The 6,677-nt window shown below is 43.4% G+C and carries 6 protein-coding genes; 4 read left to right on the top strand and 2 right to left on the bottom strand.

Features of this window, described 5'->3' with window-relative positions; genetic code table 11:
- Nucleotides 1-138 precede the first annotated feature (138 nt).
- Both C1E99_RS10785 and C1E99_RS10780 read right to left on the bottom strand, forming a co-directional pair.
- Nucleotides 139-1,743, bottom strand: a complete 1,605-nt coding sequence (locus C1E99_RS10785; protein WP_105207543.1) for a permease — start codon at nucleotides 1,741-1,743, stop codon at nucleotides 139-141.
- Nucleotides 1,740-2,483, bottom strand: a complete 744-nt coding sequence (locus C1E99_RS10780) for an ABC transporter ATP-binding protein (RefSeq protein ID WP_105207542.1) — start codon at nucleotides 2,481-2,483, stop codon at nucleotides 1,740-1,742. Before C1E99_RS10780 ends, C1E99_RS10785 begins: the two co-directional genes overlap by 4 nt.
- 133 nt (nucleotides 2,484-2,616) lie before the next feature.
- On the opposite strand from C1E99_RS10780, the gene uvrC reads away from it, so the two are divergent.
- The 4 genes from uvrC (at nucleotide 2,617) to C1E99_RS14995 (ending at nucleotide 6,438) form a co-directional block, all read left to right on the top strand.
- Nucleotides 2,617-4,401, top strand: a complete 1,785-nt coding sequence (gene uvrC, locus C1E99_RS10775) for an excinuclease ABC subunit UvrC (protein ID WP_105207541.1) — start codon at nucleotides 2,617-2,619, stop codon at nucleotides 4,399-4,401.
- A 57-nt stretch (nucleotides 4,402-4,458) separates the two neighbouring features.
- On the top strand, nucleotides 4,459-4,587 hold the full coding sequence (locus C1E99_RS10770; protein ID WP_100881436.1) for a DUF4044 domain-containing protein: 129 nt from the start codon (nucleotides 4,459-4,461) through the stop codon (nucleotides 4,585-4,587).
- 41 nt (nucleotides 4,588-4,628) lie between these two features.
- The gene (gene obgE, locus C1E99_RS10765) at nucleotides 4,629-5,942 is read left to right on the top strand and encodes a GTPase ObgE (protein ID WP_105106401.1); all 1,314 of its coding nucleotides are present in this window, start codon (nucleotides 4,629-4,631) and stop codon (nucleotides 5,940-5,942) included.
- A 331-nt stretch (nucleotides 5,943-6,273) separates the two neighbouring features.
- Nucleotides 6,274-6,438, top strand: a complete 165-nt coding sequence (locus tag C1E99_RS14995) for a hypothetical protein (protein ID WP_105106400.1) — start codon at nucleotides 6,274-6,276, stop codon at nucleotides 6,436-6,438.
- Nucleotides 6,439-6,677: the final 239 nt, after the last annotated feature.

Here is a 6,677-nt window from a genome sequence, read left to right as displayed (position 1 = left end):
TTCCATATGAACCCTTTCTAATGAGTTGTTTAGTCGCTTTTCATTATAGGTCATATGGGACTTTTTTTCTACACTCAAAAAGGCTCCATAATCTCCACGGTGGATTTACCCACTACAGAAATTATAGAGCCTTTATTTTTATAGTTTTTTCCAGTAGGCCTTATAAATAAAGAGCTGAAGGCAGGCTGAAAAGACGATGAGTAAGCCTGTAAGTCCAAAACTGACTGGAAGTCCGCCAATCATTGAGGCGATTATTGAACTAATAATGATTAAAACAGTTCCAAGGAACATGGTTAGTAGGATGGACCCGGCAATCAGCCATTGACCTGCTCCGCGACCGAAAAGCTGGTTGGAATTTTGCCAGTTGAGCATGAGCAGCCGTTGGTCTCGCCAGTAGTAAAATTGTCCTGTTATCAGAGCTGCGATGATTATTCCTATGGTAAAGAAGAGAGCTAGGACGAGATTTACTTTCATGACGACCAGTGCTAATACTAGATAAAGCAAGGATGGAAAGATGAATTGTACCGCAGCAATCACCCAAAATTTCTGAATGGTAAATTGCTTGAAATTTATGGGGAGAGTTCGGATAAAATGATAATTTTCTTTTTCCAAGGACATGGCAACCCCGATAAAGGTTGTTGCACCAGCGAACATGCTTCCCAAGAGGCATCCTGCTAATAGGGCAATGCCAAAATAATCACTTCCGATACTTGCTAGACCATCATTCTCAGCCAGTTGACCAAAACTAGGAAAAAGCGCAACCCCCATAATAATGGGTTGAATCAGGGTCTGTACCATCAGATTACTATCTTTCAAAGTAGATAAATGATGTCTGATTAGCGCTTGATTTAGATTGGTAGGAATTTTTGCAGGCTTGGTCTGTCTTTTTTGATTGCTTGCGTTTTCAAAGGCTAAAACCTGTTTAAAGTAATTAGGAATGACAGTCTTGAAGGAATAGCCAATCAAGGCAACTAATAGAACTAGAGGAAGTAAGAAGTGTAGGATTGTGCCGACTGAGAACGGCTGGCTAGCGAGATAATGAAAACCAACAAAGACAGGCAATTTTGGAAAATCTACAAATCCACCTGACTCTAGGGAAACTCTTTGTTGAGACTGGAGAAACATTAGAGCGCCAAATGCCAAGAGTGATGAGCCTGTCATTAGAATCGTTGAAATCATCGTCTTTCTCGGACTTTTTGTTAGAATTTCTCCAATAAAATGCATGACAATCAAATTAATGACATTGACCAAAAGCCAGAGGATGACAAAGGAAGGGATGGCAAGTAGTGATAGTGCAGGTCCACCAATTTGCAAGTAGGAAATGACCAAGAGAGCAAGACAGGGCATAAGGAAAGGGAGGACCATCCCTTGAGCAGATAGCATTTTCGCTACAAAAACCTCTTGTGGTTTAAGTGGAAGGGCAAGATACAACTTGGTGTCCTTACTGTCATAGAATACGGAGAAAAATCCAGTGAAGCCATATACTATTGCAATAATAGTAAACAAGGCCAATTGGAGGGAGAAGAAACCTGCGGAACGTCCATAATCAACTCCTAAAAATAGGACTGAGTAGAGGACTCCAAAAGATAGAATCATAAAGAGTTGTTGCCAAAGGACGCTTTTGTAGGCTGAAAATGAACCATCCTTGCGCTTGCTTTGTTTCTTCTTGACAGTTGCTAGCAATTGCGGGTTGGAGTAGAGGATATTGATTTTGACCAATTCCCAAATCAGAGATTTGTTCATCCGACCTCACCTTCCTCTCTTTGTTGGCGACCTGCTAATTCTAAATAGATGGTCTCCAAATCCTTATCAGGATATTGGGATTTCAATTCTTCCAGACTCCCTACGAAAATCAGACGTCCCTTTCTCAGAATGCCGATACGGTCGCAGAGTTGTTCTGCAACAGACAAAACGTGGGTCGAAAAGAGAACGGTGTTACCACCTTTGGCATGGTCCTTCATCATCTGCTTGAGGTCAAATGAGGCCTGGGGATCCAGTCCAGTCAAGGGTTCATCCAAAATCCAAATATCTGGGTTGGGAATGAGGGCGCCGATGATAATGGTTTTCTGTCGCATACCGTGGGAGAAACTGTCAATGGGCTCAAACTGGCGAGCGGTCATATCGAATAGAGTAGCTAGCTTGCCAATACGCAGGTCCACCGTTTCCTTATCAACTCCGTAGACCTTACCCATAAAATGCCAATACTCAAAAGCTGTCAAGTGCAAGAAAATATCAGGCGAGTCAGGTACGTAGGCAATTCGTTTTTTGACTTCATCCCGATTTTCTTCCAGTTGAAGTCCGTCTACAGTAATTGATCCTTGGCTGGCTTCGATGATGGAGGTGAGCAGGCTGATGGTTGTGGTCTTACCTGCTCCGTTATGTCCAATTAGGCCGAAAATCTCGCCACTTTCGATGGTCAAATCCAAGTCATCAAGGGCTAAGGTGTCGCCATAGGCTTTGGTAATGTGGTTAAATTGAATCATAAGAACCTCCTAGATAGATATAATAAATTACAATTATTATACTACCACTTTAGTACAGGTGCAATAGTTTTTTAGAAAAATGTTTCATTTTTCACAAGCTACTGACTGATGAAAAATCTGATATAATAGTCCTATGAACGATTTAATCAAGCACAAGTTGGAGCTGCTGCCGGATAGTCCGGGCTGTTATCTCCATAAAAACAAGTACGGAAAAATTATCTATGTAGGCAAGGCCAAAAACCTGCGCAATCGGGTGCGGTCTTATTTTCGTGGTGCCCATGATACCAAGACAGAGGCTTTAGTGTCAGAGATTGCCGACTTTGAATTTATCGTAACGGATTCCAATATCGAGGCCCTCTTGCTGGAAATCAATCTGATTCAGGAAAACAAGCCCCGTTATAACATCATGCTCAAGGATGACAAGTCCTATCCTTTTATCAAGATTACCAAGGAACGCCATCCACGACTGATCATTACACGGCAGATTAAGAAGGATGGTGGTCAGTATTTTGGTCCCTATCCCGATGTCAGTGCGGCCAATCAAACCCTCAAACTGCTAGAACGCCTCTATCCTTTCCGCAAGTGTAAATTGCCTGAGAACAAGTATTGTCTTTATTATCATTTGGGGCAATGTTTGGCTCACGGGGAAAACCTGCCCAGCCTGTCTGACTATGACAAGATGGCTAAGGAAGTTGCCCAGTTCTTGACAGGTCATGATGATAAGATTGTCAAGGAAGTGCAGGAAAAGATGAAGGCAGCTGCTGGCAATCTAGAGTTTGAAAAGGCTGCGGAATACCGAGATGTCCTGCAATCCATTTCCACCCTGCGGACCAAGCAACGTGTGATGGCTCATGACTTGCAAAATCGGGATGTATTTGGCTACTATGTGGACAAGGGTTGGATGTGTGTGCAGGTTTTCTTTGTTCGGCAGGGGAAACTGATTGAGCGGAATGTCAATCTCTTCCCATACTATAATGATGCGGACGAAGATTTTTTGACCTATATCGGTCAGTTTTACAGGGACCAGCAACATTTGATTCCGTCAGAGGTCTTGATACCGCAGGATATTGACCAAGAAGCCGTAGAAGCTCTGGTGGATACTAAGGTGCTGAAGCCACAGCGTGGCGAGAAGAAGCAGCTTATCAATCTGGCGACCAAGAATGCCCGTGTTAGTCTGGAGCAGAAGTTTAATCTTTTGGAAAAAAATCTGGAGAAGACCTACGGTGCGGTGGAGAATATCGGTCAGCTTTTGGGTATTCCGACGCCTGTGCGGATTGAGGCTTTTGATAACTCCAACATCATGGGGACCAGTCCTGTGTCGGCTATGGTGGTCTTTGAAAATGGGGTGCCGAATAAAAAAGAATACCGCAAGTATAAGATTAAGACGGTGGAGGGACCGGATGATTATGCATCCATGCGAGAAGTTTTGCAGCGGCGGTACAGTCGGGTGCTGCGGGACGGTTTGACACCGCCTGATTTGATTATCATTGACGGTGGTCAGGGGCAGGTCAATGTCGCCAAGCAGGTCATCGAGCAGGAGTTGGGCATGTCCATTCCCATTGCAGGTTTGCAGAAGAATGACAAGCACCAGACCCACGAGTTGCTCTTTGGTAATCCGCTGGAAGTAGTTGAGTTGCCTCGCAATTCACAGGAATTTTTCCTCCTGCATCGGATTCAAGATGAGGTTCACCGCTTTGCTATTGAGTTTCATCGTCAGGTTCGGTCAAAAAATTCCTTCTCATCTAAATTGGACGGCATTGAAGGCTTGGGACCAAAACGCAAACAGGCTTTGATGAAGCATTTCAAGTCCATTGGCAATATCCAGTCAGCAAGTTTGCAGGAAATCGCAGAAGCTGGTGTACCGTATAAGGTGGCGGAGAAGGTGAAGGAAAGTTTGTCTCCAAAAGGTGATAATTGAAAAAAGAGCAAAATTATGGTAAAATAAACTGATTTAAACTGAAATAAGGAGAAAGCGATGGCTTTTGGTGAAGTAAAACATAAAAAAACAACTTTTGAGAAAGTGACAATTTTAATCGTTGTTATTATGGTATTAGTAACGTTAGCTGGTTTGATTTTGCCGGCAATCAATGCATTGATGAATTAAACGCTTCTAAGCGTTTTTTTCTAGGAAAGAATAGGTAAAATATGAGTATGTTTTTAGATACTGCCAAGATCAAGGTCAAGGCAGGAAAAGGTGGCGACGGCATGGTGGCCTTCCGTCGAGAAAAGTATGTTCCTAACGGCGGACCTTGGGGCGGTGACGGTGGTCGCGGAGGTAATGTGGTCTTTGTTGTTGATGAAGGCTTGCGTACCCTCATGGACTTCCGTTACAATCGCCGTTTTAAGGCCGATGATGGTGAAAAAGGGATGACCAAGGGCATGCATGGGCGTGGAGCAGAAGATTTGATTGTTCGTGTTCCTCAAGGAACAACTGTTCGTGATGCGGATACAGGCAAGGTCATCACTGACTTGGTTGAGAATGGTCAAGAATTTATCATTGCCCACGGTGGACGTGGCGGTCGTGGAAATATCCGTTTTGCAACTCCTAAAAATCCTGCGCCAGAGATTTCTGAAAACGGAGAACCAGGCGAAGAACGTAATCTGGAGTTGGAATTGAAAGTATTGGCTGACGTTGGTCTTGTTGGTTTTCCATCTGTTGGTAAATCAACCCTTCTTAGTGTCATCACAGCTGCCAAGCCAAAAATCGGTGCCTATCATTTCACAACCATTGTGCCAAACTTGGGAATGGTTCGGACCAAATCTGGCGAGTCATTTGCAGTTGCTGACCTTCCAGGTTTGATTGAAGGCGCTAGTCAGGGTGTCGGTCTAGGTACCCAATTCCTTCGCCATATCGAGCGGACACGTGTTATCTTGCATGTCTTGGATATGTCAGCTAGTGAGGGCCGGGATCCTTACGAAGACTATGTAGCTATCAACAATGAATTGGAAACCTACAATCTTCGTCTTATGGAACGCCCACAGATTATTGTTGCCAATAAGATGGACATGCCAGAATCAGAGGAAAATCTGAAAGAATTTAAGAAAAAATTGGCAGCGAATTATGATGAATTTGACGAACTGCCACAGATTTTCCCAATTTCAGGAATTGCCCACCAAGGTTTGGAAAATCTCTTGGAGGCAACAGCAGAATTGCTAGAGAAAACGCCAGAATTCTTGCTTTATGATGAATCAGATTTCCAAGAAGAAGAGGCTTACTATGGCTTTAACCCAGACGAGCCAGAATTTGATATCAGCCGTGCAGATGATGCCAGCTGGATTCTGTCTGGTGACAAGCTTGAAAAACTCTTTACCATGACCAACTTTGACCGTGATGAATCTGTCATGAAATTCGCCCGCCAGTTGCGTGGCATGGGAGTTGACGAAGCCCTGCGTGCCCGTGGAGCCAAAGACGGGGACACAGTTCGCATCGGCAAATTTGAATTCGAGTTTGTGGATTAACGTTGGAACTACTTCTAAGTCCTCAAGGACTTGATGTAGTACGGTAGCCGCTATGGCGGTCTACCTACCAACCTTACTAATTCCGTTCAGGCAGTAATATCGACTGCCTGTACTCCATGTCGCAACGTTGGAACTACCTCTAAGTCCTAAAGGACTTGATGTAGTACGGTAGCCGCTATGGCGGACTACCTACCAACCTTACTAATTTCGTTCAGGCAGTAGTATCGACTGCCTGTACTCCATGTCGCTACACGTCAAGATTTGGGAACTGTTTCATCTGTCTTCTCGAACTTGGACTAGTAAATAATTATCAATAAATTTGGAGGTTTGTATGGGTGATAAACCGATATCCTTCAAGGATAAGGATGGGAATTTTGTCTCAGCTGCTGATGTTTGGAATGCTGAGAAATTAGAAGAACTCTTCAACACACTCAATCCTAATCGAAAATTGCGTTTAGAGAGGGAGCGTTTGGCAAGAGAGTCGGAAAATCAATAATTAGAAACCTGTTAGTTTTTTAAAGACTAGCAGTTTTTTTGTTATCATTTTCAATTTTTAGGATTTATGCTATAATAAACTTAGGGGAAATCGCTCTATTTTTCGAATATATGTTTTGAGGTGAACATCTCACATCAAAAGAATTCGGAGAACAAGATGAGCAAAAAAAGACATTCTATCAGTCCAATGATGGACATTGCAGCCAAAAAAGTGTTTAGTGATCCCGAGGTAACCACTGA

It is taken from the genome of Streptococcus suis (assembly GCF_002964045.1).
GTDB classification, from domain to species: domain Bacteria; phylum Bacillota; class Bacilli; order Lactobacillales; family Streptococcaceae; genus Streptococcus; species Streptococcus suis_U.
This window is presented reverse-complemented; position numbering and strand designations above follow the sequence as displayed.